Genomic DNA, 24,445 nt, shown 5'->3' with positions numbered 1-24,445 from the left:
TAGGTTCGTCCTTCCCGGGTGGCAGCAACGCGTCGTTGCTGTCATCCAGTGGCAGGGAAACCCCATCGTCGAGGACGGATCCGGGAGGTCGGCAGCGTGGACGAGTGGATCAGCGCCACACGATGCTGGTCGCCCAGCCCGTCGCCCGACGGCACCACGATCGCGTTCGTCTGGGACGGGGACGGCCGCCCCGTCGTCCGGATGCACGAGCGCCGGACGGGCCGTGAGTGGTCGGTCGACACCGGTGACGACCTCGTCTCGACGGTGCGCTGGTCCCCCGACGGACGGTGGCTCGGGGTCGAGGCGGCCGCCGACGGCGGGGAGCGCACCAACGTCTTCGTGGTGCGCCCGGACGGCACGGGGATGCGGCCGATCCGCGGGGTCGGTGACGACGACCGCGGGGCGGTCTCCCTCGACCGCTGGACCCACACCGGCGCCGTCCTCGCGATCACCGAGTCCGACTACGAGACGACGACGGCCTGGCTCGTCGACGTCGACACCGAACTGCGGCAGCGGCTCGGCTCCGGCCACGCGCTGCAGATCCTCGACGTGTCCCGCGACCGGCGCCGGGTACTGCTGCGCCGCGGCCGTCGCGGGTCCCGCCACGTCGGCATCGTCGACCTCGACGGCACCGAGGGCTGGCACGAGATCGACAGCGGCCGCGGACCGGGCGGGCCGCCCGGGGCCGTGGAGCACCCCGTCGCGATCACCCGCGACTCGTCGGTGGTGGCCGCCCGCTTCACCCCCGACGGCACGCGGATGCTGATCCTCACCGACGGCGGGCGGGAGCGGGCCGCGCTGGTCAGCGTCGACGTGGCCACCGACGCCCGCCCGATGTTCCCCGAGGTGCTCGCCGAGCGGGACGACGCCGAGCTCGAGCGGTTCGCCCTCACCGAGGACGCCGCGACCGCCGCGCTGGTGTGGAACGTCATGGGCCGCAGCGAGGTCGACCTGCTCGACCTCGCCACCGGCAAGCCCGCTCACTACACCCCGCCCGGCGATGTCGTCACCTCCGCGGTCTTCAGCCACGACGCCGACTCGCTGGTGCTCGGCATCCAGTCGCCGTCCGTGCCCGCCGCCGTGTGGTGCCACGAGCTGTCGTCGCAGACCACGGCCCTCATCTGCCCGGCCGAGGAACCACGGGCGGCCGTCGTCCACCCGACGTTGGAGACGGTGACGACGCCGGACGGCCTCGCCCTGCCTGGCTGGCTCTACCGGCCGCCCGGCACGGTGGGCCCGATGCCGACCCTGATCTACCTGCACGGTGGGCCGGAGGCCCAGGAACGGCCCGTGTTCACCCCGCTCTACCAGGTGCTGCTGCAGCAGGGGATCGCCGTGTACGCCGCCAACGTGCGGGGCTCGTCCGGTTTCGGACGGTCGTTCGTCAACGCCGACAACGGCGCCGGCCGGTTCGCCGCCATCCGGGACGTCGCGTCGTGCGTCGAGCATCTCGTGGGGACCGGTGTGACCGATCCCGCCCGCGTCGGCGTCATGGGCCGTTCCTACGGCGGCTACCTGACCCTCGCCGCGCTGGTGAACCACCCGGAACTGTTCGCGGTCGGTGTGGACGTGTGCGGGATGGCCGACTTCGAGACCTTCTTCGCCCGCACCGAGCCGTGGATCGCCGACGCCGCCGTCGGCGAGTACGGGCACCCGATCCACGACCGCAACCTGCTCCGCGAGCTCTCCCCCGTCCACCGGATGTCCCGTCTCGCGGCGCCGCTGCTCGTCGTCCACGGGCGCTACGACACCAACGTCCCGGTCCACGAGGCCGAGCTCGCGGTGCACGGTGCGAAGGCGGCCGGCGTCGACGTGCGCTACCTGCTCTTCGAGGACGAGGGCCACGAGATCCAGCGCCTCGACAACCGCCGCACCTTCATCCACGCCGTCACCGAGTGGTTGACCTCGTACTTCGGGCTCACGCGGGCCTGAGCACTCACGCTCCCGGCCGGCTGCCGAGGCCGAACACGTCCGGCGTTCCCGACGACGGGTGCGCCCCCCAGGGCAGCACCTCCCCCGTGGGCGACGGGTCCTCGAACGGCTCCGGCAGCCACGGCTCGAGCGGCAGCGGGTCGACCGCGTAGGGGTCGGTGGTGGATGTCCACGCGTCCGGCACGGGTCGGAGCGCCCGGGCCCGTGGTGCGGCCGGCGCGACGGCTCGGTGCCGCTCGCGGGGCCCGACCGGGACCGGTACCGACCCGTCGTCGGGATGGGGCCGTTCTGGTGGCAGCGCGGCGTTGCTGTCGTCCGGAGGCAGCGACGACGCTCCGCTGACACGGCCGGTGAGCCGACCGACGAGCGCCGGCAGGTCGACGAGGAGCCGGCCGGACCAGTGATCCTCGATCGCCCGGAGCCGCCACGTGCTCAGCCCGAGGACGAGCCCGAAGACCACGTGGCCGAGGAACGACAGCGTGACCGTCACCGGGGTCAGCGGGAACATCAGCTGCTGGCCGCGCGGGAGGAGCACCGTCGCGATGAGGCCGCCCCAGGTCGGGCCGACCGCGAAGAGCACCGCCGCGCCGACCGTCCACCGCGGGCCGAGGCGGCGCAGTCCGGTGGCGGCGGCGAGGGTCACGAACACGACCCCGAGCCCGCCGCCGTCGCCCGCGTACCGCCAGACGTAGCCCGCGACACCGCCGAGGACCTGCTCGGAGCGGTCGACGTCGAGCAGCCAGGTGCCCATCGTCGGGATGAAGTCGTCCCACCAGCCGAGCAGGGCGACGGTGTCGAGGCGGAACACGTCGTAGACGACCGTCGCGACGAGCCCCCTGCGCAGCCCGTCGAGCACGAGCCGGTCCTCCGGCACCGGACGGAACACCGCGAGCAGCACGAGCACCGCGGCCCCCGGCACGATCACCAGCCCCGCCGAGACGTGCATCGGTACCAGCCCGCCGACGTGCGCCGTGATCGACAGCAACGGCAGCGCGGCGAGCACGAGGTGGGCCACCACCCGCGGCGTCACCGGTGCCCCCCGCCGTGCGCGACGCCGGCGTTCCGGTGCCCCGCCATCGCCGTCGCGAAGTTCTTCGTGACGGCGAGCTCGTCGCTGCGGCCGCGGGGGCCGGAGTTCGCGGTGTCGTCGTCGGCGCCCTGCTCGCAGCGCTGCGCGTCGTTGATGCAGTCCGCGCCCGCCTGGGCCCGCGACTCCGTCGAGAGGTACTCGAGCAGGGCGTGGTCGGTGATCGGGTCGTGCTGCTGCTCGGGGAAGCTGTCGATCGCGAACGACCGCCCCGGCGGCTGGTCGTAGGACACGGTGATTCGCAGCGCCGGCACCGGGATCAGGTCCTGTGAGCACTCCCCCGACTCGTCGGGGTACTGCAGGTGGCTCACGAAGTCCGCCGACGACAGGTCCTCGCCGTTCCAGCAGCTGGGGAAGTCGTAGACCCGCTGCAGCTGCGAGCCCGAGGGACAGATGGGGTAGCGCTCGGTGAGCCGGTCCGCGAACCCGGAGCACGTGAACTTCGAGTTCGACCCCTCCCCCGTGCTCCCGGCCTTCGCCGACCCGGTGATGAGCTGCATGTTGAGCGGCATCGGTTCGGTGCGCTGCGTGCCGTGCCCGTGGAACGTGTAGTCGACCGACGCGGGCACCACGAACGACCCGACGTTCCCGTCCAGGCTGCCCCCGTCGGCGCCGACGTCGGGGCCCACGCCCTCCAGGTCACGCAGCACCGGCCAGAAGATCGGCGACCGGTCCCCGTTCGTGCAGGTGGTCTCCGCCTGCTCGAGGGCGTCCTGGTTCTCCGACGACGCCGCGTTGGTCGACTCGTTGCCCGCGTAGTCGTGCGTGTGCTGGGCACCGTTGCGCTTGCCCGGGGCGACGATGAAGTTGTCGGAGTTGTGGTGGTCCGACAGCGGACAGGTGAAGGAGTAGCTGCCGCCGGAGAAGTCGCCGCCGTTCTTGATGTTGCCGTTCGGCTCGACGTCGGAGATGGTCTCGTACTCCTGCGCGGACGCCTTCCCGATCTGGTCGCGGCCCTCGAACCCGCCGTCGCCCGCCGCAGCGCCCGAGTCCTTCTTCTCGCCCTTCTCGCCGGAGCCCTTGCCGCCGCTCGAGCCCGAGTCCTTCTTCCCGCCCGAGTCCTTCTCCCCGTCGGACTCGCCGTCGCCCTCGTCGTCACCGTCGTCGTCGCTGTCGGCGACGAGCACCACGCCGACCGCCTGCCGGGCCCCCGTTCCGATCGCACCCGCGAGGCCCAGGGGCAGCCCGACGCCGACCACCAGCCCGAGCGCGACGAACACGGCGATGAGCTCCGCTCGTCGCCGGGTCCCGGGCGCGTTCCGCCGCATCCCCCACCTCCGCGAGCGGACGCTAGAGAAACGCCCGGACCCGCGGGTGCGCTTTGGCGAAACTCGCGCCCGTGAGGTGCGCACCATGCAGGTCGCCCAGCCCGCGGACCTGCCCCACGGCACCCTCGCGAACGGCCGGCCGCCCCACCTCGCCGACCGACCGCAGGAACCGATGCCGCCGGCACCGGAGCCACAGCACGTCCCGCAGCCCCAAGTCACCCGCCGTCACGACGGACGGGCACAGCATGCGCGAGTCGCCTACAGCTGGATGGACTTCACCTCGAGGAACTCCTCGAGCCCGTAGCGGCCGAGCTCCCGCCCGGTGCCGGACTGCTTGTAGCCGCCGAAGGGCGCGAGCGGGTTGAAGGCACCGCCGTTGACGTCGACCTGGCCGGTCCGCATGCGGCGCGCGACCTCGATCCCGCGCTCCTGCGTCCCCGCGAACACCGCGCCGGCGAGGCCGTAGATCGTGTTGTTGGCGATGGACACGGCCTCGTCGACGTCGGAGTACGGCAGCACCGAGAGCACCGGGCCGAAGATCTCCTCCTGCGCGATCGTCATGTCCGGTCGCACGCCCGCGAAGATCGTCGGCCGCACGTACGCACCGTCGCCGAGCCCCTCCGGGGCGCCCGGCCCGCCCACCGCGAGCTCTGCACCCTCCTCGACGCCCCGCGCGATGTAGCCCTCGACGCGGGACTGCTGCGCCGTCGAGGACATCGGCCCGATCCGCACGGATTCGTCCGTCGGGTCGCCCACCGTGTACTTCGCGGCGGCCGCGACGAGCTGCTCGACGACGGAGTCGTGCAGCGTCGCCGGCACCAGCAGGCGAGTCCAGGCCGTGCAGGTCTGGCCGCCGTTGATGAAGCAGTTGCCGAGCCCGACCTTGACGGCCTTCGTGAGGTCGGCGTCGTCGAGCACGATGTTGGCCGACTTGCCGCCCAGCTCGAGGGCGACCCGCTTGATCGTCCCGGCCGCCACCTCCTGCACGCGGCGTCCGGCGGTGACCGACCCGGTGAACGACACCATGTCGACGCCGGGGTGCGCGGCGAGCGCCTCGCCCGCCTCGGGGCCGGTGCCGTGCACGACGTTGAACACCCCGGCCGGCAGGCCCGCGTCCGCGCTGATCTCGGCGAGCACCCCCGCCGTCAGGGGCGCGACCTCGGAGGGCTTGAGCACCACGGTGCAGCCCGCGACGAGCGCCGGCGCGAGCTTTGCGACGACCTGGTGCAGCGGGTAGTTCCACGGCGTGATGGCGCCGACGACGCCCACCGGCTCGCGCACCACGAGCGAGTTGCCGATCTCCTCCGACCACGCGAAGTCCCCGGCGAGCGCCGCCACCCCCTTCGAGGTGGCCATCGGCATGCCGAGCTGCACCGAGCGCGCGAACGTGATCGGCGAACCCATCTCCGCGGTGATCGAGCGCGCCAGCTCCTCGTGGCGCGCCTTGATCCCGTCGCGGATGCGCAGCACCATCGCCGCCCGGTCCGCCACCGGCACCCGCGACCAGGACAGGAACGCCTGGCGCGCCGCGAGCACCGCGGCGTCGATCTCGGCCGCCCCGCCCCGCGGCACCTCCGCCAGGACCGACCCGTCGGCCGGGTTGACGACCTCGATGGTCCCGCTGCCCCCGCCCGCGCGGGCCCCGTCGATCCAGTGGTCGGTCAGCGTCCCGATGCTCGCGCTCATGCCTCGATTCTTCCCGACGCCGGGTCGCGCTGCCGGTCACGCGTGACGGTTTCTGCTCCCGGTATGTGATACACCGAGTCCGGCACAGCCGCGTCCCAGAGCCGACCTTGAGGAGCCGCATGCGCACCGCCCTGACCGAGATGCTCGGCGTCGAGCACCCGCTCGTCGGCTTCAACCGCTCCCCCGCCGTGGTCGCCGCGGTGACCAACGCCGGCGGGTACGGGGTGCTGGCCGCCAGCATGTACACCCCGGCGGAGCTGGACGCGCAGCTGCGCTGGATCGAGGAGCAGGTCGACGGCCGCCCGTACGGCGTGGACCTGCTCGTGCCGGAGAAGTTCGCCGTCGGGGACCCGGACCAGCTGGTCGCGAGCCTGCGCGCGCAGATCCCCGACGCGCACCGGGCGTTCGTCGACGCCCTGCTCGAGGAGTACGGCGTGCCCGCCGACGCGCACGACCCGCGCGAGGACACGAGCGACGAGATCGCCGCGGCGATCAACCCCGCGGGCGCCGAGGCCCTGCTCGACGTCGCGTTCTCCCACCGCATCTCGATGGTCGCCAATGCCCTCGGCCCGCCCCCGGCCGATCTGGTGGAGCGCGCGCACGCCGCGGGCATCGTCGTCGCCTCGCTCGTCGGCGCCCGCAAGCACGCCGAGCGCCAGCTCGCGGCCGGGGTCGACGTGCTCGTCGCCCAGGGCACGGAGGCGGGTGGGCACACGGGCACGGTCGCCACGACGGTCCTGACGCCGGAGGTCGTCGAGATCGCCGACGGCCGCCCCGTGCTCGCCGCGGGCGGTATCGCGACGGGCGACCAGATGGCGGCCGCCCTCGCGCTCGGCGCGGCCGGGGTGTGGTGCGGCTCGGTGTGGCTGGGCAGCCACGAGGACATCACGCCGCTGCCGGTGAAGGAGAAGTTCCTCGCCGCCGGCAGCAGCGACACGCTGCGCTCGCGCACGATCACCGGCAAGCCCGCCCGCCAGCTGCGGTCGGCCTGGCACGACGCGTGGGACCGTCCCGACGCCCCCGCCCCGCTCCCGCTGCCCCTGCAGCCGATGCTGGTGGGCCGCATCTGGGACCGGGTGCACGACGCGGCCGCCGCCGGGAACGCCGGCGCCCTCGCGCTCGACACCTACTTCATCGGGCAGGTCGTCGGCGGGTTCCGCGAGCTCCGTCCGGCGGGCGACATCGCCCGCGGGATGGTCGAGGACTGCCGCGCCCGGCTGCGCGCCCTCGGCGAGCTGGCCTCGTCGTGAGCGACCGCACCCCGGTCCTCGTCGGCGTCGGGCAGGCCTCCGAGCGGCTCGGCGAGCCCGGGTACCGCGGCCTGTCCCCCGTCGAGCTGGGCGCCGAGGCCGCCCGGCGGGCCCTCGCCGACAGCGGCGCCGACCCCACCGCCCTCGCCGCCCGCGTCGACCTCGTCGCGGCGGTCCGCCAGTTCGAGGCGTCCGCGCCCGGGGCGGTCGCGCCGCTGGGCGCCTCGGACAACGTCCCACGCTCGATCGCCGCCCGCGTGGGGGCCGACCCGCGGATCGCGGTCCTGGCCGTCGTCGGGGGCCAGACGCCGCAGGCGCTCGTCACCGAGGCGGCCGGCCGGATCGCCGCGGGCGAGATCGACGTCGCCCTGCTCGTGGGCGCGGAGGCCATGTCCACGGCCCGCCACCTGCTCACGGCCGTCGCCGAGGACGAGCGCCCGGACTGGTCCGAGCACGTCGGCGGGCAGCTCGACGACCGCGGGCTCGGCCTGGAGACGTTCATCGTCCCCGAGCAGGTCGAGCACGACGTGCTCGCGCCGGTGGTGCAGTACGCGCTGTTCGAGCACGCCCGGCGCAGCCGCCTCGGGCTCGACCGCGAGGCCTACCGGCACGACATGGCGGCCCTGTTCGCGCCGTTCACCGAGGTCGCCGCGAAGCACCCGCACGCGGCGGCCCCCACCGTGCGCGGCGTCGACGAGCTCGGGACCCCCGCGGCGGACAACCGCCCGATCACCGACCCCTACCTGCGCTTCCTCGTGTCGCGCGACCAGGTCAACCAGGGCGCGGCGGTGGTCCTCGCGGCCGCGGACACCGCCCGCGAGCTCGGGGTCCCCGACGACCGGTGGGTCCACCTGCACGGGCACGCGGACCTCGTCGAGCCCCCGCTGCTCGACCGCGCCGACCTCGGGACGAGCCCGGCGGCCGCCACGGCGGTCCGGCGCGCCCTCGACCAAGCGGGGATCGGCCCGGACGACCTCGCGACGATCGACCTCTACAGCTGCTTCCCGATCGCCGTCCGCGTCGTCACGGACCCGCTGGGCCTCGCCGCGGACGACCCGCGCGGGCTCACGCTGACCGGTGGCCTGCCGTTCTTCGGGGGCCCGGGCAACGACTACTCGATGCACGCGATCGCTGACACCGTCACCGCCCTCCGTGCCCGCCCCGGCACGTTCGGGCTGGTCGGGGCGAACGGCGGCGCGATCCACAAGTACTCGGCGGGCGTCTACTCGACCCTGCCCGCCCCGTGGCGACCCGGCGACGACGACGCGGCCCAGGCCGAGGTGGACGCGCTCCACGCCCGCGAGGCGCCCGGGAAGGTCGCCCGGGCCGACGGCGCGGCGACCGTCGAGACCTACACCGTCGAGTACGGACGCGACGGCCGACCCTACGGGGCCGCCGTGGTCGGGCGCCGGCACGACGACGGGCGTCGGTTCCTCGCCCGCGTCGCCCCGGACGACGCCACGACCCTGGACGCGTTCGCGACGACGGATCCGCTCGGCCGGGCGGTCACGGTCACCTCCGGGGAGAAGGGCAACCGCGTGGCGGCCTGAGGGTTCTCCCCGTCCGGGGCGGGGCAGCCGGTGCGATGGCTGACTTCAGCTCCACCATCACGGTCGACGCCTCGCCGGACGACCTCTTCGCGTTCCTCTCCGACGTGGGCAACCTGCCCCGCTACTTCGCGCGCATGACGAGCGCCGAGTCGACCGGCGGCAACGCCGTGCACACCACGGCCGAGCTGCCCGACGGCTCGCAGATCGAGGGCGAGGCGTGGTTCGAGGTCGACCGCGACGCCCAGCACCTGAGCTGGGGCGCCGAGGGGAGCAGCGAGTACCACGGCTCCCTCGACGTGCGGCCCGCCGAGCACGGCGCGACCGTCGAGGTGCACATCCACACGACCCGGGTCGAGGCCGGGGACCACGAGGTCCAGAACGGCGTCGACGCGACCCTGGACCGGATCAGGACCCTCGTCGAGGAGCAGCGGGTGGCCGGCTGACGGCCGACGACGGGTGCCGGGCCGGCACCCGTCGTCGGGAGGGGTCAGTCGAAGGAGAGCTCGGTGTCGCGGGTGCGCTTGAGCTCGTAGAAGTACTCGTAGCCCGCGAGGAGCTTGGCGCCGTCCCAGACCTGGCCGGCCTGCTCGCCCTTGGGGATGCGCGTCATGACCGGGCCGAAGAAGGCCGAGCCCTCGACGTGGATGACGGGGGTGCCGACGTCCATGCCGACCGGGTCCATGCCCTGGTGGTGGGACGTCTTCAGCGCGTCGTCGTACTCGGTCGAGGTCGCGGCGTCGGCCAGCTCGGCCTCGAGGCCGACCTCGGCGAGCGACTTCGCGATGACGTCGTCGAAGTCCTTGTTGCCCTCGTTGTGGATCTTCGTGCCCATCGCCGTGTACAGCGGGGCGAGGATCTCGTCGCCGTGCTTCTGGGCGGCGGCGATGCAGACGCGGACGGGCTTCCAGCCCTCCTCCATCATCGCCTGGTACTTCTCGTCGAGGTCGCGGCCCGAGTTCAGCACCGACAGGCTCATGACGTGCCACGCCACCTCGATGTCGCGGACCTTCTCGACCTCGAGGACCCACCGCGAGGTGATCCACGCGAACGGACAGAGCGGGTCGAACCAGAAATCGACGCGTGCCTTCTCAGTGCTCATGACTCCAGGCTTCCCTCGATCGGCGACAGGTATCCAGGAGCAACGGTCGAAGCCTCAAGTGTGTTCCGGGCCGCAGGCGGGCGCCGCGGATAGGGTGCGTGGCGTGGCTGCTCCGAACCTGACCAGGGACGACGCGCGGACCCGCGCCGAGGCGCTCGAGGTCGACTCGTACCTGATCGCCCTCGACCTCACCGACGGCACCGACGAGCCCGGGGAGTCGACGTTCCGCTCGACCACCACGGTGCGGTTCCGGTCGGCGACGCCGGGGGCGGCGAGCTTCATCGACATCGTCGCGGCGGGCGTGCGCAGCGCGACGCTCAACGGGGTCGCCCTCGACGTCTCCGGCTACGACGAGGAGAAGGGCATCGCACTGCCCGACCTCGCGGCCGAGAACGAGCTCGTCGTCGACGCCGACTGCCGCTACATGAACACCGGTGAGGGCCTGCACCGGTTCGTCGACCCGGTCGACGGCGCGGTGTACCTCTACAGCCAGTTCGAGACGGCGGACGCGAAGCGGATGTTCGCCTGCTTCGACCAGCCCGACCTCAAGGCGACGATCACGCTGACCGCGCTGGCGGCGCCGGACTGGCACGTGATCTCCAACGGCGCGCCGTCCACGACGACGACGCTCGACAGCGGCGCGGTCCACCACGCCTTCGACACCACGGCGCGGATCTCGACCTACCTGGTCGCGCTCATCGCCGGCCCGTACGCGCGCTGGACCGACACCTACGCCGACGAGCACGGCGAGATCCCGCTCGGCATCTACTGCCGGTCCTCGCTGGCCGAGCACATGGACGCCGACCGGCTGTTCGCCGAGACCAAACAGGGCTTCGGCTTCTACCACCGCAACTTCGGGGTGCCCTACCCCTTCGCGAAGTACGACCAGCTGTTCGTGCCGGAGTTCAACGCCGGCGCCATGGAGAACGCCGGCGCCGTGACGTTCCTCGAGGACTACGTCTTCCGCAGCCGCGTCACGCGCTACCTCTACGAGCGCCGCGCCGAGACCGTCCTGCACGAGATGGCGCACATGTGGTTCGGCGACCTGGTCACCATGCGCTGGTGGGACGACCTGTGGCTCAACGAGTCGTTCGCCACCTGGGCGTCGGTGGTCAGCCAGGCCGAGGCCACCGAGTACCGCAACGCGTGGACGACGTTCGCGAACGTCGAGAAGTCGTGGGCCTACCGGCAGGACCAGCTGCCCTCCACCCACCCGATCGCCGCCGACATCCCCGACCTGCAGGCCGTCGAGGTCAACTTCGACGGCATCACCTACGCCAAGGGCGCGTCGGTGCTCAAGCAGCTCGTCGCCTACGTCGGGCAGGACGAGTTCCTCGCCGGGCTGCGGCTCTACTTCTCCCGGCACGCCTACGGCAACGCGACCTTCGACGACCTGCTCGGCGCGCTGACCGAGTCCTCGGGCCGCGACCTGTCGGGCTGGTCCGCGGAGTGGCTCCGCACGACGGGGCTGAACGCGCTCTCGCCGTCGTTCGAGGTCGGTGACGACGGGGCATACCGCAGTTTCGCGGTGCTCCAGGGCGGCGCGCGGCCGGGCGCCGGCGAGACGCGCACGCACCGCATCGCGGTCGGGATCTACTCGCCGGACGAGTCCGGCCGCCTCGTGCGCGTGCACCGCACCGAGCTCGACGTCACCGGCGAGCGCACCGAGGTGCCCGAACTGGTCGGTGTCCCGGCGGGCGCGCTCGTGCTGGTCAACGACGACGATCTGACCTACTGCACCATGCGCCTCGACGAGCGCTCGCTGGCCACGCTGATCGAGCGCATCGGCGACGTCGCCGAGCCGCTGCCCCGCACCCTGTGCTGGTCGGCGGCGTGGGAGATGACCCGCGAGGCCGAGATGCGCGCCCGCGACTTCGTCGCCCTCGTGGTCGGCGGGATCGCGGCCGAGACCGAGGTCGGCGTCGTGCAGCGGCTCCTGCTGCAGGCCCAGACCGCGCTCGCCTCCTACGCCGACCCGCAGTGGGCGGTGGAGCAGGGCTGGCCGTCGTTCGTCGCGACGCTGCTCGACCTCGCGCGCACCGCCGAGGCCGGCTCGGACCACCAGCTGGCGATCGTCAACGCGCTGTCCGGCTCGGTGCTGACACCGGAGGCGCTGTCGGCGCTGGCCGGGTGGCGGGACGGCACCGCGCCGCTCGAGGGGCTCACCGTCGACACCGACCTGCGGTGGCGGCTGCTGCACGCCCTCGTGGCGCACGGCGCGGCGACGGCGGACGACATCGACGCCGAGCTCGCCCGGGACAACACCGCGACCGGGCTGCGCATGGCCGAGCGGGCCCGGGCGCTGGTGCCGACGCCCGAGGCGAAGGCGACCGCCTGGGAGCGCGCCGTCTACGACGACACGCTGCCCAACGCCATCAACATGGCGATCATCATGGGCTTCTCGCACCCGGCGCAGGGGGCGCTGCTCACCGACTACCGGGAGAAGTACTTCGCCGCGGTGGACGAGGTGTGGGGCCGGCGTTCGAGCGAGCAGGCGCAGCCGATGGTGCAGGGCCTGTTCCCGTCGTGGGCCGTGGAGCAGGCGACCGTCGAGGCGGCCGACCGCTGGCTCGCCGACGAGCACCCGAGCGCGCTGACCCGGCTCGTGACCGAGGGCCGCGCCGGGATCGTGCGGGCGCTCGCGGCGCGCGCCGCCGACAGGAGCTGACGCCTGTGAGTACTAATCCGTGTTCTGGCACGGATTAGTACTCACAGGGCCGGAGGCCACCTAGTGCTTGCTGCCCGCGTGGTCGCCGAGCACGCGCAGGCCCTCGACGATGCCGCCGACCAGGTCGGACTCGGTGAACGACGAGACCATCGCCATGACGCCGAGCTTGGCGCCGCGGTCGTCGACGCGGCGGGCGGACTCCTCGCCGGTGACGACCTCGACGACCCGCTCGCCGGGCGACACCGCGATCAGCACCGCGTCCTCGGCCTGGTCGCCGAGTGCGGCGTGCAGCTCCTCGGCGCGCTCGCGGGAGCGCCCCCCGAGCTCGCCGACCCAGACGCTGAACAGCAGGCCGGTGTCGGCCGAGGTGCGGGTGAGCGCCTCGTCGATCCGGGAGAGCTGCGAGGACGAGAACGGGACCCGCTGGTCGTCGGCGAGCACCTCGCTCGCCTCGGAGATGCGGCCGGAGGCGGTCGGCACGCGGGAGTGCCCGTAGACCGGGTCCTCGGCCAGCCCGGTCTCGTTGATCATCGGGGTCTCGCCGGGGCGCGCCTGCGGGCGCGCGAGCTCACCAGGTGCCACGTGCGCCTCCTCGGGCGGTGCGGGTCGCGGTGACGCCGACGGCCTCGACGGTCGGCTCCGGCAGGCCGGTCCCCTTGGGGTTGCCGATCCACCACAGCGGCTCGTGCGGCCAGTCGTCGCCGGCCCGGTACGACGCCGCCCTGCCCGTGCCCCGGACCGCGGTCAGGGCGAAGAGCAGGAGCAGCGCGACGACCGGGATCACCGCGTAGATCAGGATCGTCTCGATCGGACTCACGGCCCGAACCGTAGTGGAAAGCAGCTCCGACGTCGTGTCGTAGGTCGGTCGAGCTCCGCTGCGCTGCGTCTCCTGGGTCGGCTCACCACACGGGAGGCCGCCGGTGCGACCACGGCATCGCGGCCTCCAGCTCGGCCCCGAGGGCCAGCAGGACGTCCTCCTCGCCACGGCGCCCGCGCAGCGTGACACCGACCGGCAGCGTCGTCCCGTCGACGGTCGGCCAGCCGGTGGGCAGCCCGAGGGCGGGCTCCCCGGTCATGTTGGCGATCGCGGTCCACGGCGTGAAGGCGACCTGGTGGGCGAAGTCGGTCTCCGGGCCGTCGGCGGTGAACCACCCGACCGGCCGCGGCGGCAACGCCACCGACGGCGTGAGCACCGCGTCCAGCCCGGCCCGCTCGGCGACGATCCGGCGCGTGGCGACCTGCACGGTCTGCAGCGCGCCGAGCGCGACGATCCCGGGGACCTCGCGGCCCCGGGCGCGCAGGAGCCGGGTCAGCGGCTGGAGGCGGTGCTCGTCGGCGGGATCGACCGGGTCGGCAAGGGCGAGCGTCGCCCACAGCGTGAGGAACGCACCGACCACCTCGTCGGGCAGCCGCACCTCCACCGGCTCCACCACGTGCCCGAGGGACTCCAGGGCGCGGGCGGTGTCCTCGGCCGCGGCCTTGCACACCGGGTCGACCGACGCGCCCGCCCAGCCGGGGACGAGCCCGGCGAGGTCGCCGTAGGGCGCCGTGGTGCACAGCCCGACCCGCCGTCGCGGGCCGCGCCCGCGACGCACCAGGCCGAGGTACCCGTCGTCGGGAAGGTTCCCCGGGACGAGCGGCTCCCCCGGCCAGACGCGACGCCCGCACAGGGCGTCGAGGAACGCGGCCGCGTCGGCGACGGTCCGCGCGAGCGGCCCGGGCACCGAGAGACCCGCCGGGTCACCGGCCGCGGGGCCGGCGGGCACGCGACCGCGCGTCGTCTTCAGCCCGACCAGCCCGCACACCGAGGCCGGGATCCGGATCGACCCGCCGCCGTCGGATCCCTGCGCGACCGGCAGCACCCCGGCCGCCACCGCGGCGGCCGCACCACCCGACGATCCCCCGGCCGACCGCGAGAGGTCCCACGGCGTCACCGCGGGCGCCGCCCCGGCCGGCTCGGTGTAGCAGGGCAGGCCGAACTCCGGCACCGCGGTCTTGCCGATGCTGACCGTCCCCGCAGCGGCCAGCAGGCCGACGAGGTCGTCGTCGACCGCCGGCACCCAGTCGCGGCACGTCACCGACCCGCGGCCGGTGCGCACGCCCGCCGTCGCGGTGAGGTCCTTGATCGCGGTCGGGACCCCGCGAAGGCCCGACGACGCCCGGGGCGCCGCGTCGAGCGCCCGCGCGGCCTCCCGGGCGCGCTCCGGGGTGAGGAACGCGAAGGCGCCGAGGCGCGCGCCGAGCGTCTCGGCGCGGGCCAGGGCGTGGTCGACGACGTCGAGGACCGAGGCGTCCCCGCGCCGGACCGCCTCCGCCGTCTCCAGCGCGGTCAGCTCGTGCAGATCGCTCACGTCGGCCGATCATGCACGCTCGCCGGGATCGCCGCGCTGCGCCCCCGGCGGGTGCCCACCGTCAGGCCGCGCTCTCCCCGAGGTAGGGCAGCCACTGCGGGTCGGCGTCGACCAGGCCGGCGAGGAGGCGCCAGTGGCGCCCGCGGGGTGCGGTCGGCATCGTCCGCAGCGGCCAGCCGAGCTCGGCGAGCAGCTTGTCGGCCTTCTTGTGGTTGCACCGCGCGCAGCAGGCCACGCAGTTCTCCCACGTGTGCGTGCCGCCCCGGCTGCGCGGCACCACGTGGTCGATGGTCTCCGCCTTGCCCGAGCAGTAGGCGCAGCGGAACCGGTCGCGGTGCATGAGCGCCGCCCGCGTGAGCGGGACCCGGGCCCGGTACGGCACGCGGACGAAGACCCGCAGCCGGATCACCGAGGGGACCTCGACGGCGCCCGTCGCGGAGTGCAGGACGAGGCCGGAGGAGTCGCCGTGCACGACGTCGGCCTTGCCGCACACGAGCAGGACGATCGCGCGGCGCAGGGGGAGCGCCGTGAGCGGTTCGTAGGTGGCGTTGAGGAGCAGGACCCGGCGACGACCCAGGAACGGGGCGGGCGTGACCGGGGCGGCGACCGTGACGTCCGTCGCCACCTCGGCGGGGGTCTCGGGGACGAGCGGGACGACATCGGGGGGTTCGGTCCGCACGCTCTGTCCCTCGACCCCGCTGACCAGCGGCGTCACGGTCCTGAGTTGTCGTTCGGGCACACGACCACCTCCCACCGGGATGTGGGCACAGTCGACCACATCCGGGGGCGTCGTGCACCTGTGATAAGGCACCGTTCACCTCGGCGGAGCCGTCGCGACCCCGCTCCACCGCGATCCGTATCGTCCCGGGAGTGCTGATCTCCCCCGGCATGATCGACCAGACGCCGACCCCGACACCGTCCCCGGGCACCACGTCCTCCGTGGTCCCTTCCGTGCCGGTCGACGCACCGTCGTGTGCCTCCGACGCGGGCTCGCTGTGCGCGCGGGTCTTCCAGTACACCCACGCCTCGTGGCTCTCGCGGTCCGCGGACGTCATCGTGCCCCACGCCGTGACGACGGTCGTCATCGTCGTGGTGGCGGTGGTGCTGCGCTCGGTGCTGCACCGCGGCATCCGCCGGATCGTCGACGGCGCGAGCGCCGGGCGGGTGCCGCGCCTGCTGCGGCCGCTGCGCGACCGCGCGGCGGCGAGCCTGCGGGAGTCCGCCCCGCAGATGATCGAGCGCCGCACGCAGCGGGCCCAGGCGATCGGGTCGGTCCTGCGCTCGGTGGTGACGCTCACCATCTACGGGATCGCGTTCACGCTGATCCTGGGCGAGTTCGGCGTCGACCTCGCGCCCATCATCGCCTCCGCCGGCATCCTCGGCGTCGCGATCGGGTTCGGCGCCCAGAACCTCGTGCGGGACTTCCTCTCCGGCATCTTCATGATGCTCGAGGACCAGTACGGCGTCGGCGACGTCGTCGACCTCGGGGAGGCCACGGGCACGGTCGAGGCCGTGGGGCTGCGCGTGACGACGCTCCGGGACATCGCCGGGACCGTCTGGTACGTCCGCAACGGCGCGGTGCTCCGGGTCGGCAACTCCAGCCAGGGCTACTCGGTCGCCGTCGTCGACATCCCGGTGGGGCACTCCGCCGACGTCGACGACACCTCGGCGCTGGCGCAGCGTGCGGCCACCGAGGAGTGCACCGAGCCCGCCATCTCCGCGAAGGTGCTCGCCCCGCCGGAGATGCTCGGCGTGCAGTCGGTGACCGCCGAGGGCGTCCTGCTGCGCCTCACCGTCCGGACCCGCCCCGGCGAGCAGTGGGCCGTCCAGCGCGCGGTGGCGGGCGCGGTGAAGTCCGCCTTCGACGACGCCGGGGTGCCGGCCCCGACGCCCTTCGGTGCGACCCCGGCCGCGACGCCCCACGGCGGCGACCGTTCGGCCCGATCGTGAGACGGTGGAACCCGTGAGCAGTCCCCAGACCTTCTACGACGCGGTCGGCGGTCACGAGACCTTCCACCGGATCGTGCACCGCTTCTACGAGCAGGTGGCCGACGACCCGGTCCTGCGTCCGCTCTACCCCGAGGAGGACCTCGGGCCGGCCGAGGACCGCCTCCGGCTCTTCCTCGAGCAGTACTGGGGCGGCCCGCAGACCTACTCCCAGCAGCGCGGCCACCCCCGGCTGCGGATGCGCCACGCGCCGTTCCCCATCGGTCCCCTCGAGCGGGACGCCTGGCTGCGCTGCATGAAGGTGGCCGTCGACGAGGAGAACCTCGCCCCGGAACGGCACCGCCAGATCTGGGAGTACATGGAGATGGCCGCCATGTCGATGATGAACAAGTCCTTCTAGCGGGAACTAGGTCGGCGATGACCGAGAACCCGCTCCAGAACGTCTCCTTCCCCTCCAACGGCGGCACCGCCCACGGCTACCTCGCCCTGCCGGAGTCCGGCTCCGGACCCGGCGTCGTCGTGATCCAGGAGTGGTGGGGGCTCACCGCCCACATCGCCGACGTGACCAACCGGCTCGCCGCCGAGGGCTTCGTCGCTCTCGCCCCCGACCTCTACGGCGGGACCACCACGCACGACTCCGACGAGGCCGGGCAGCTCATGCAGGACCTCCCGGTCCAGCAGGCCGCGACCGACCTCGGCGGGGCGGTCGACTACCTGCTCGCGCACGAGGCCGTCGTCGGCGACAAGGTCGGCGCCGTCGGGTTCTGCATGGGCGGCGGGTTCGTGCTCGTCCTCGCCGCGCAGCAGGGCGACAAGATCGGTGCCGCGGTGCCGTTCTACGGCGTGCTGGGCGAGGACTACCCCAGCTTCGAGAAGCTCGCCGCGCCGCTGCTCGGCCACTTCGGCGAGCAGGACACCATGGCCACCCCGGACGCCGTGAAGTCCCTGGCCGACCGGATCGAGGCCGAGTCGGGCACGCGTCCCGACTTCCGGCTCTACCCGGCCGGGCACGCGTTCTTCAACGACGAGAACCACATGGGCACCTACGACCCCGAGCAGGCGTCCATCGCCTGGAACGCGACGCTGGAGTTCCTGCGCGCGAACCTCCGCTAGGCGGTCAGAGCAGCGGCAGCTGCGCGCGGCGGCGTCGCACCACGGCGCCGCCGCGCGCGTCCAACCGCAGCCACCCGCCGTCGGTCGACACCCGCACCACGTCGTCGCCGCCGGCGCCCGGGCCGACGAAGCCCATCCCCGACAGCGCGAACACGCAGCGCATCGGCACCCGCACCTCGAGCCCCGACGCGTCGTCGGTCACCGTCAGCACGATCTGGTCGAGCAGCGCCGCCGAGGGCCGCCCGCCCGGGTCGCCCGCCCGCGCCGCGGCGACACCCTTCTCCGCGAGCCCGTCCAGCGCCGTCGTCGGGACCTCGCCCACCACCTGCCACCGCGCGTCGGGCCGCAGCGGCGGCAGCGGGCCGCGCCAGCGCTCGTCGACCGACGTCCCCGGCTCGACGGACTCCCCGACCGCCACCGCGAGCGCCGCCAGCAGGTCCGACCCGACGAGGGTGACGTCGGCCGGCTCGAGCGTCCCCGGCGCGCTGCGGGTCACCAGGGCGTCGAACGGGGTCGGCGCGAACGCCTCGACGGCGTCCCGCTCCCCCGGCCGGGCCCGCAGGCGGACGACGACGGCGGGGTCGAGCCGCACCGCCCGGCCCACGAATCCGGCGAGGTCCTCCCGCTGGGCGGTGTCGGGGACCGACAGGACGGCGCGCGCCACCCGGGTCGAGCCCCGCCCTGCTGCGTCTCCCGCCCCGATCATGCGACGTACCGCGCCAGGAACGTGCGCTCGTCCTCGGAGAGCCGGCGGGGGCGCGCGGCGGCGAGGTCGTAGGGCACGAGCTGGGTGTCGGCGGTGACGGCGGGCTTCGGATCCCAGCCGTCCCCGGCTCCGTCGTCGGGAAGGAGGAGCTCGTAGCCGACGGTGAACGACGCCGCCCGGACCGAGTGCGCCCACATCCGCGCCCGGAGACCACGGCGCGTCCAGGGGATGGGGCGCCGGTAGCGGACGTCGACGTGGGCGACCAGCAGGCCCGCCTCGAACGCCGCGACGCCCTCGCGGGCGGCGGCGTCGAACAGCAGCGCGGTCCGCGCGTCCTCCAGCAGCGTGACGACCTTGGCGTGGTTGACGTGCTGGTACGGGTCCTGGTCGGACCAGCGCACCGGCACGTCGACGTCGTAGGTCGCGCTCATCGCACCATGCTCCGGATCTGGCGGGCGGCCACGGACACCGTGGTCAGGTCGGTTCGTCCCGAGCGGGCGATCTCGGCCAGCGACGTGCGTGCGCGCATCAGCCGCGAGGCGTTCGCCTGCTCCCAGTGCGCGATCTTCTCATCCGCCGTCTCGCTGCGGTCGGTGTCCGCCAGGACGTCGAGCGTGACGGCCCGCAGCGAGGAGTACAGCTCGTCGCGCAGCGAGAGTCGCGCCAGGGCGTCCCAGCGGTCCCGCCGCGACAGCGACGCCACGACCGTCAGCAGCCGGTCGATCCCCAGGTGGTCGGAGAGCGCGTAGTAGAGCTCGGCGACCGCCCGCAGGTCGTCCGGGTCGTCGTCGTGGTCCGCCTCCGCGATCTCGGTGACCTCGGTGACGTCGAGCAGCCCGAACCCGTACAGCCCGCCCACGACGCGCCCGGCCAGCTCGGCCGGGGCACCCAGCGCGACCATCGCGTCGACCCGCTCGGTGAGGCCCTCGGCCTCGGTGCCGCGCAGCAGCCCCGCGACCTGCGGCCCCAGGGTCCCGACGACGGGTGAGAACCGCTGGATCTCCGCCCCCATCGCGAGCGGCTGCGGCCGGTGCGTGAGCAGCCACCGCGACGCGCGGTCCAGGACACGTCGCGCGGCGAGCGTGAGACGGTCCGCGGCCGCCGTCGGCAGCCCCGCCGCCGTCGCGTCGGCGATGTCCGGGGCGAGGCGGTCGAGCCCGAACACCCGCGTCGCGACCTGGTAGGCGCGCACCGCGTCGGCCGGGGTCGCCGAGACCTCCGCGACCAGCCGGTGGACGTAGGAGAGTCCGCCGCCGTCGACGACCTCGTTCGCCACCATCGTCGTGACGATCCGGCGCCGCAGCGGGTGCGCGGCGACGGCCGCCGGGTACGTCGTCGCCAGCACCGGCGGGAAGTACGACGGCAGCCGCCGGGTGAAGACCTCGGCGTCGGGCAGGTCGTCCTCGGCGAGCGCCTCGGTGAGGTCGAGCTTCACGTGCGCCATGAGCTGGGCGAGCTCCGGCCCGCTGAGCCCCTCCCCCGCCTGCCGCCGGGCCTCGAAGCCCTCGGCGTCGGGCAGGACGTCGAGCTCCCGGTCGATGCGCCCGCGGGCCTCCAGGTCGGCCACCTGGGCCTCGTGGACGTTGAGCATGTCGCCGGCGTGGGCGCGGGCGACACCGAGGACGTCGTTCTGCGCCACGTTGTCGGCCAGGACGAGCGCCGCCACGTCCTCGGTGGTCGCCGCGATCTGCTCGTCGCGCCGTTCCTCCGCGAGCTCGCCGCGCTCCACGAGCGAGTCCAGCAGGATCTTGATGTTGACCTCGTGGTCGGAGCAGTCGACGCCCGCCGAGTTGTCGACCGCGTCGGTGTTCACGCGGCCGCCGGCGCGGGCGTACTCGATGCGACCGCGCTGGGTGAGCCCGAGGTTGCCGCCCTCGCCGACGACCTTCGCCCGCAGCTCGTGGCCGTCGACGCGCACGGCGTCGTTGCTCTTGTCGCCCGCGTCGGCGTGGGTCTCCTCCCTCGCCTTGACGTAGGTCCCGATCCCGCCGTTCCACAGCAGATCGACGGGCGCACGCAGGATCGCGCGGATCAGCGCCGGCGGGTCGAGCGCCTCGGTCCCCGCGAGCCCGAGGACGGCGGCGACCTGCTCGGAGACCGGGATCCGCTTGAGCGTGCGGGGGTACACCCCGCCGCCAGGGCTGATGAGCGACGTGTCGTAGTCGGCCCAGGAGGACCGGGGCAGGTCGAACAGGCGGCGACGCTCCGCGAACGAGGCGGCGGGGTCCGGATCGGGGTCGAGGAACACGTGGCGGTGGTCGAACGCGGCCACGATGCGCAGGTGCTCGGAGAGGAGCATGCCGTTGCCGAAGACGTCGCCCGACATGTCGCCGACGCCGACCACGGTGATCTCCTCGGTCGCGACGTCGCGCCCGAGCTCGCGGAAGTGGCGGCGTACCGACTCCCACGCGCCGCGGGCGGTGATGCCCATGGCCTTGTGGTCGTACCCGACCGACCCGCCGGAGGCGAACGCATCGCCCAACCAGAAGCCGCGCGAGGTGGCCACCTCGTTGGCGAGGTCGGAGAACGTCGCGGTGCCCTTGTCGGCCGCGACGACGAGGTAGGTGTCGTCGCCGTCGTAGCGCACCACCCGCTCCGGGACGACGACGTCCGCCTGCGCCCCGTGGTTGCTGCGGTTGTCGACGAGGTCGAGCAGGGCCCCGACGAACAGCCGGTAGCAGGCGACGCCCTCCGCCCGCTGGGCGTCCCTGTCGGTGCCCGGGTCACCGCTCGGGGCCGGGGGACGCTTGACGACGAAGCCACCCTTCGCACCGACCGGGACGATGACGGCGTTCTTCACGGCCTGCGCCTTGACCAGCCCGAGGATCTCGGTGCGGTAGTCCTGCAGGCGGTCCGACCAGCGCAGTCCGCCGCGGGCGATGGGCCCGAAGCGCAGGTGGACGCCCTCCACCCGGTTGGAGTGCACGAACGTCTCGATGGCCGGCCGCGGCTCCGGCACGCCCGGCACCCGCGCCGGGTCGAGCTTGAACGCCATGACGTCGCGCGGGGCACCGTCGGCGTCGCGCAGGAAGTAGTTCGACCGCAGCGTCCCGCGGACGAGGCCGAGCATCGCGCGCAGGATGCGGTCGGCGTCGAGGCTGGTCACCGCGTCGATGGCGGCCTCCACCTCGCGGTCGAGCTCGGCCACGCGGGCGTCCCGGTCGCCGGGGTACTCCGGGTCGAACGTCGTCTCGAACAGCTCGACGAGCCCGACCGCCACGTCGGTGTGCGCGGTGACGACATCGGTGATGTAGCTCTGGCCGTAGGTGCTGGCGATCTGGCGCTGGTAGCGGGCGAGTGCCCGCAGCAAGGCGGCCTGGCGCCAGGTCAGGCCGGCGGTGAGCACGAGGGCGTTGAACACGTCGGTGCCGACGCGGCCCCGCCAGATCTCGGTGAACGCCTCGGCGGCCCGCCGGGTGAGGTCCTCGTCCTGCGCGGCCCGCGCGCCGAGCCGCATCCGCAGCCCGAAGTCGTTGATCCAGGCGGTCCGCCCGTCGCTGCGGCGCACCTCGTACGGCCGCTCGTCGACGACCTCGACCCCCATCGACTGCAGCACCGGCAGCACGGTCGACAGCGTGATCCGTCGTCCGACGAGGTAGAGCTTGAGCCGGCGGTCGCCACCCTCCGGGTCGAGCCCGTCGTCGTCCGGCCGGTAGAGGCGCACCGCGAGGTCGTCCGGGCCGCTCAGCCCGTCGAGGACGAGCAGGTCGGCGACGCCGCGCTCGGGCGGGAAGTCCTCCTGGTAGGCCTGGCTGAACGGCTCGCCGACCGCGGCGATCGCGGCGCGTTCCGCGGGCCCGACCGCGGCGCGGAGGCGGTCGTCCCAGGTGCGGGCGGCCTCGGCGAGCTCCGCCGTGAGCGCGGCGACGTCGGGCCGGACGGGCTCGCGCTGCCCGGTGTGCACGGTGACGTGCAGCAGGGCGAGCCGGTCCTCGGTGACGCGTGCGGTGTACTCGATGTCCGCGCCCTCGAGCCGGTCCAGCAGCAGCTGCTGCATGCGCAGGCGCGCGGCCGTGGTGTAGCGGTCGCGCGGCAGGTAGACCATCGCCGAGAAGTAGCGGCCCCAGCGGTCGCGACGCAGGAAGAGCCGCACCCGTCGTCGTTCGGCGAGCGCGAGGACGCCGGTGACCGTCTCGAGCAGCGAGGCCCGGTCGGTGCAGAGCAGTTCGGCGCGCGGGTAGGTCTGGAGCACCTCGAGCATCTGCCGGCCCGACCACGACTCGACCGGCAGCTCGCTGCGGCTGATCACGTCGGTGACCCGGCGCGACACCACGGGGATGCGCGTGACGTCGGCGCTGCGGGCCGCGACGGAGAGGACCCCGAGGAAGCGGTGCTCGCCGACGACGCGGCCGCCCTCGTACACCTTCACGCCGACGAACAGCGGGTGGACGGGGGCGTGGACGGTGGAACGCGCGCCGGCGCGGGTGAGGAGGAGCAGCACGCCCGGCTCGGGCGGCTCCTCCTGCTCCGCGAGGTCGGGACCCGCCGTCAGGGTGCGCGCGTACTCGGTGTCGCGGCGCAGGATGCCGAGCCCGTCGGAGTCCGGGTCGCCCGTGGTGGAGCGGTACCGGTGCCCCAGGAACGTCAGGTTGCCGTCGGCGAACCACCGCAGCAGCGCGACCGTCTCCGCCGTGCGGTATTCCGCCACCGGTGGGGGCGCGGCCTCCAACGCGTCGGCGAGCCGTCGGGCGCGGTCGAGCATCCGCTCGCGGTCCTCCACCACGTCGCGGACGTCGTCGAGCACGGCGGAGAGCCGTTCGTGCAGGTCACGGGCCAGGTCACGGACCGAGTCGGGCGTGGTGTCCGCCTCGAGCTCGAGGTTCATCCACGACTCGGCGACCGTTCCCGACGGCGGGTGGGTGGGGTCCGCGTCCGGGCACACCTCGAGCAGGGCGCCGTCCGCGTCCCGGCGCACCACGACCACGGGGTGCACGACGCGGTGCACCGTCGCGCCCGTCCGCGAGAGCTCCGCGACCACGGAGTCGATGAGGAACGGCATGTCCTCGGTGACGACGAGGACGGACACCCGGTCGGGGTCCGGTGCGTTCGTCGTGGATTGCGCCCCGGCGCCCAGGACGGCCGTCACCGGCCGGCCGGGGACGCGCAGTCGGGCGAGGCTCCGGTGGGCCCGCACGATCGCGAGCGCCTCGTGCGGGTCGTCGCCCATCTCGCCGACCCCGACCCGGGCGAAGTACAGCGCCGCGAGGTCACCGAGTTGGGCGTCGTCCGCGGCGTGGACCTTCGCCGCCTCCCGCAGTGCGTCCGCGTCGAGCGCCGGGGCCGTCATCGCTGCACGATGACGTGCGGAGGGACAGGGCCACACCAGGGCGTGAGCACGCAAGCCACTGTAACGACGCCGTTGCGGCGTAGGACGATCCGCCGACTGGCGGGCGGACGTTCGTGGCCGGCTCTGCAGGTTGTGCCCTGGTGACCGCGCAGTCGCGAGGGGATTGTGTCGGCCCGGCCGAGCCTGCGGGGAGTGCCCGGCGCCCTCGTCGCTTCGCGAGGAGGACGCGAGGCAGGTTCTGGGCTCGCTATTCCTGCCTGGCGTACATCTCGCGGGGCGCCATCCGGCCTTGAGCGCACGGAAGCCCCCCGGTGGTGGCTGGGGGGCTTGGGTGGTGGGGGTGGTTGGGTGTTCCGGCGGTGTCCTACTCTCCCACGACCTGGCGGTCGCAGTACCATCGGCGCTGGAGGGCTTAGCTTCCGGGTTCGGGATGGGACCGGGCGTTTCCCCTCCGCTGTGGCCACCGGAACACCGAACCACCCCCACACTCGTGTGCGGGTT

The 24,445-nt window shown here is 73.8% G+C and carries 19 protein-coding genes and 1 rRNA gene; 8 read left to right on the top strand and 12 right to left on the bottom strand.

Annotation, left to right across the window (positions count from 1 at the left end):
• The first annotated feature begins 96 nt into the window (after positions 1–96).
• On the top strand, positions 97–1,932 hold the full coding sequence (locus A3CO_RS34555; RefSeq protein ID WP_018335368.1) for a S9 family peptidase: 1,836 nt from the start codon (positions 97–99) through the stop codon (positions 1,930–1,932).
• A 4-nt stretch (positions 1,933–1,936) separates the two neighbouring features.
• Here the strand turns inward: A3CO_RS34555 and A3CO_RS35090 are convergent, their stop codons facing one another.
• The 3 genes from A3CO_RS35090 to A3CO_RS0126900 form a co-directional block, all read right to left on the bottom strand.
• A complete protein-coding gene (locus A3CO_RS35090) occupies positions 1,937–2,962 on the bottom strand; it encodes a hypothetical protein (RefSeq protein ID WP_018335367.1) in 1,026 nt (341 codons plus the stop codon).
• The gene (locus A3CO_RS34545; protein ID WP_018335366.1) at positions 2,959–4,287 is read right to left on the bottom strand and encodes a DUF1996 domain-containing protein; all 1,329 of its coding nucleotides are present in this window, start codon (positions 4,285–4,287) and stop codon (positions 2,959–2,961) included. Before A3CO_RS34545 ends, A3CO_RS35090 begins: the two co-directional genes overlap by 4 nt.
• A gap of 258 nt (positions 4,288–4,545) precedes the next feature.
• On the bottom strand, positions 4,546–5,973 hold the full coding sequence (locus A3CO_RS0126900) for an aldehyde dehydrogenase family protein (RefSeq protein ID WP_018335364.1): 1,428 nt from the start codon (positions 5,971–5,973) through the stop codon (positions 4,546–4,548).
• Between the two features lie 119 nt (positions 5,974–6,092).
• Between A3CO_RS0126900 and A3CO_RS0126895 the strand changes: the two genes are divergently transcribed.
• Genes A3CO_RS0126895 through A3CO_RS34540 form a run of 3 tightly spaced genes read left to right on the top strand, consistent with a single transcriptional unit; the run spans position 6,093 to position 9,216 of the window.
• Complete coding sequence (locus A3CO_RS0126895) at positions 6,093–7,223, top strand: nitronate monooxygenase (RefSeq protein ID WP_018335363.1); 1,131 nt, start codon at positions 6,093–6,095, stop codon at positions 7,221–7,223.
• Positions 7,220–8,773 (top strand): acetyl-CoA acetyltransferase, encoded by a 1,554-nt coding sequence (locus A3CO_RS0126890; RefSeq protein ID WP_018335362.1) that lies wholly within the window; start codon positions 7,220–7,222, stop codon positions 8,771–8,773. Before A3CO_RS0126895 ends, A3CO_RS0126890 begins: the two co-directional genes overlap by 4 nt.
• 35 nt (positions 8,774–8,808) lie before the next feature.
• Positions 8,809–9,216: an SRPBCC family protein gene (locus A3CO_RS34540; RefSeq protein ID WP_018335361.1), complete on the top strand. Its 408-nt coding sequence runs from the start codon at positions 8,809–8,811 to the stop codon at positions 9,214–9,216.
• A 44-nt stretch (positions 9,217–9,260) separates the two neighbouring features.
• Here the strand turns inward: A3CO_RS34540 and A3CO_RS0126880 are convergent, their stop codons facing one another.
• Complete coding sequence (locus tag A3CO_RS0126880; protein WP_018335360.1) at positions 9,261–9,872, bottom strand: mycothiol-dependent nitroreductase Rv2466c family protein; 612 nt, start codon at positions 9,870–9,872, stop codon at positions 9,261–9,263.
• Between the two features lie 103 nt (positions 9,873–9,975).
• On the opposite strand from A3CO_RS0126880, the gene pepN reads away from it, so the two are divergent.
• On the top strand, positions 9,976–12,540 hold the full coding sequence (gene pepN / locus A3CO_RS0126875; RefSeq protein ID WP_018335359.1) for an aminopeptidase N: 2,565 nt from the start codon (positions 9,976–9,978) through the stop codon (positions 12,538–12,540).
• A gap of 60 nt (positions 12,541–12,600) precedes the next feature.
• Here pepN and A3CO_RS0126870 read toward each other — a convergent pair whose 3' ends face one another.
• The 4 genes from A3CO_RS0126870 to A3CO_RS0126855 all read right to left on the bottom strand — a co-directional run bounded on the left by A3CO_RS0126870 (position 12,601) and on the right by A3CO_RS0126855 (position 15,606).
• Positions 12,601–13,122 carry a DUF5130 family protein gene (locus A3CO_RS0126870; RefSeq protein ID WP_018335358.1) on the bottom strand — a complete coding sequence of 174 codons (522 nt, stop codon included), beginning with the start codon at positions 13,120–13,122 and terminating at the stop codon, positions 12,601–12,603.
• Positions 13,109–13,357, bottom strand: a complete 249-nt coding sequence (gene ctaJ, locus A3CO_RS0126865; protein ID WP_018335357.1) for an aa3-type cytochrome oxidase subunit CtaJ — start codon at positions 13,355–13,357, stop codon at positions 13,109–13,111. The genes A3CO_RS0126870 and ctaJ overlap by 14 nt, the downstream gene beginning before the upstream one ends.
• 82 nt (positions 13,358–13,439) lie before the next feature.
• Positions 13,440–14,891 carry an amidase gene (locus A3CO_RS0126860; protein WP_018335356.1) on the bottom strand — a complete coding sequence of 484 codons (1,452 nt, stop codon included), beginning with the start codon at positions 14,889–14,891 and terminating at the stop codon, positions 13,440–13,442.
• 61 nt (positions 14,892–14,952) lie between these two features.
• The gene (locus A3CO_RS0126855) at positions 14,953–15,606 is read right to left on the bottom strand and encodes an HNH endonuclease (RefSeq protein WP_018335355.1); all 654 of its coding nucleotides are present in this window, start codon (positions 15,604–15,606) and stop codon (positions 14,953–14,955) included.
• A gap of 155 nt (positions 15,607–15,761) precedes the next feature.
• On the opposite strand from A3CO_RS0126855, the gene A3CO_RS0126850 reads away from it, so the two are divergent.
• The 3 genes from A3CO_RS0126850 to A3CO_RS0126840 are packed head-to-tail and all read left to right on the top strand — an operon-like array spanning position 15,762 to position 17,951.
• Positions 15,762–16,841: a mechanosensitive ion channel family protein gene (locus tag A3CO_RS0126850; protein ID WP_018335354.1), complete on the top strand. Its 1,080-nt coding sequence runs from the start codon at positions 15,762–15,764 to the stop codon at positions 16,839–16,841.
• Positions 16,842–16,854: 13 nt separating this feature from the next.
• On the top strand, positions 16,855–17,238 hold the full coding sequence (locus A3CO_RS0126845; RefSeq protein ID WP_026205049.1) for a globin: 384 nt from the start codon (positions 16,855–16,857) through the stop codon (positions 17,236–17,238).
• Between the two features lie 17 nt (positions 17,239–17,255).
• The gene (locus A3CO_RS0126840; RefSeq protein ID WP_018335352.1) at positions 17,256–17,951 is read left to right on the top strand and encodes a dienelactone hydrolase family protein; all 696 of its coding nucleotides are present in this window, start codon (positions 17,256–17,258) and stop codon (positions 17,949–17,951) included.
• A 4-nt stretch (positions 17,952–17,955) separates the two neighbouring features.
• Here the strand turns inward: A3CO_RS0126840 and A3CO_RS0126835 are convergent, their stop codons facing one another.
• The 4 genes from A3CO_RS0126835 to rrf form a co-directional block, all read right to left on the bottom strand.
• Positions 17,956–18,657, bottom strand: a complete 702-nt coding sequence (locus A3CO_RS0126835; RefSeq protein WP_051086112.1) for a DUF8185 domain-containing protein — start codon at positions 18,655–18,657, stop codon at positions 17,956–17,958.
• On the bottom strand, positions 18,654–19,088 hold the full coding sequence (locus tag A3CO_RS0126830; protein ID WP_018335350.1) for an acyl-CoA thioesterase: 435 nt from the start codon (positions 19,086–19,088) through the stop codon (positions 18,654–18,656). Before A3CO_RS0126830 ends, A3CO_RS0126835 begins: the two co-directional genes overlap by 4 nt.
• Positions 19,085–23,944: an NAD-glutamate dehydrogenase gene (locus A3CO_RS0126825; RefSeq protein ID WP_018335349.1), complete on the bottom strand. Its 4,860-nt coding sequence runs from the start codon at positions 23,942–23,944 to the stop codon at positions 19,085–19,087. Before A3CO_RS0126825 ends, A3CO_RS0126830 begins: the two co-directional genes overlap by 4 nt.
• Positions 23,945–24,295: 351 nt before the next feature.
• Positions 24,296–24,412 (bottom strand): 5S ribosomal RNA (gene rrf / locus A3CO_RS0126820).
• Positions 24,413–24,445: the final 33 nt, after the last annotated feature.

It is taken from the genome of Actinomycetospora chiangmaiensis DSM 45062, from assembly GCF_000379625.1.
Lineage (GTDB): Bacteria > Actinomycetota > Actinomycetes > Mycobacteriales > Pseudonocardiaceae > Actinomycetospora > Actinomycetospora chiangmaiensis.
Note: the sequence above shows the minus strand (reverse complement) of the source record. Positions and strands in the feature narration are given on the sequence as shown.